Source organism: Pseudomonas sp. PGPPP1 (assembly GCF_002255865.1).
Taxonomy (GTDB): Bacteria; Pseudomonadota; Gammaproteobacteria; order Pseudomonadales; family Pseudomonadaceae; genus Aquipseudomonas; species Aquipseudomonas cremoris.
On sequence record NZ_NKIG01000116.1, the window covers coordinates 1 to 581 of the forward strand.

Genomic DNA, 581 nt, shown 5'->3' on the forward strand with positions numbered 1-581 from the left:
GTCAGACCCAGCAGGTTGGTTTTAACAGTCGATGTAGTCATGGATTCACCCTCACTCTTTAAGCCAATGCTTAGCGAGCGGTTACTTCAGTAGCAGCGAAAAAGTACGAGATTTCGCGAGCAGCGGCAGCTTCGGAGTCCGAGCCGTGAACAGCGTTGGCGTCGATGGATTCAGCGAAGTCAGCACGGATGGTGCCGGCAGCAGCTTCTTTAGGGTTAGTAGCGCCCATCAGCTCACGGTTCAGAGCGATAGCGTTTTCGCCTTCCAGAACCTGAACAACAACAGGGCCGGAGATCATGAAGGAGACCAGGTCGCCGAAGAAACCACGAGCGCTGTGCTCAGCGTAGAAGCCTTCAGCTTCAGCTTTGGACAGTTGCTTGAGTTTCGAAGCTACAACCTTCAGGCCGGCTTTTTCGAAACGAGTGGTGATCTCGCCGATGACGTTTTTTGCAACAGCGTCAGGCTTGATGATGGAGAAAGTACGTTGAACAGCCATGGTGTAACTCCAGAAACGGTAATTTACGAAAAATTAAACCCGCGAATTATACGCGGGTTATTGGGTATTGCCTAACTGCGTAAAA

1 protein-coding gene is annotated in these 581 nt (G+C 50.9%); it reads right to left on the reverse strand.

The features are described 5' to 3' along the window. Positions 1–70: 70 nt before the first annotated feature. Entirely contained in the window at positions 71–496 is a 426-nt protein-coding gene (gene ndk, locus CFE47_RS31455; RefSeq protein ID WP_083356869.1) for a nucleoside-diphosphate kinase, read from the reverse strand. Positions 497–581: the final 85 nt, after the last annotated feature.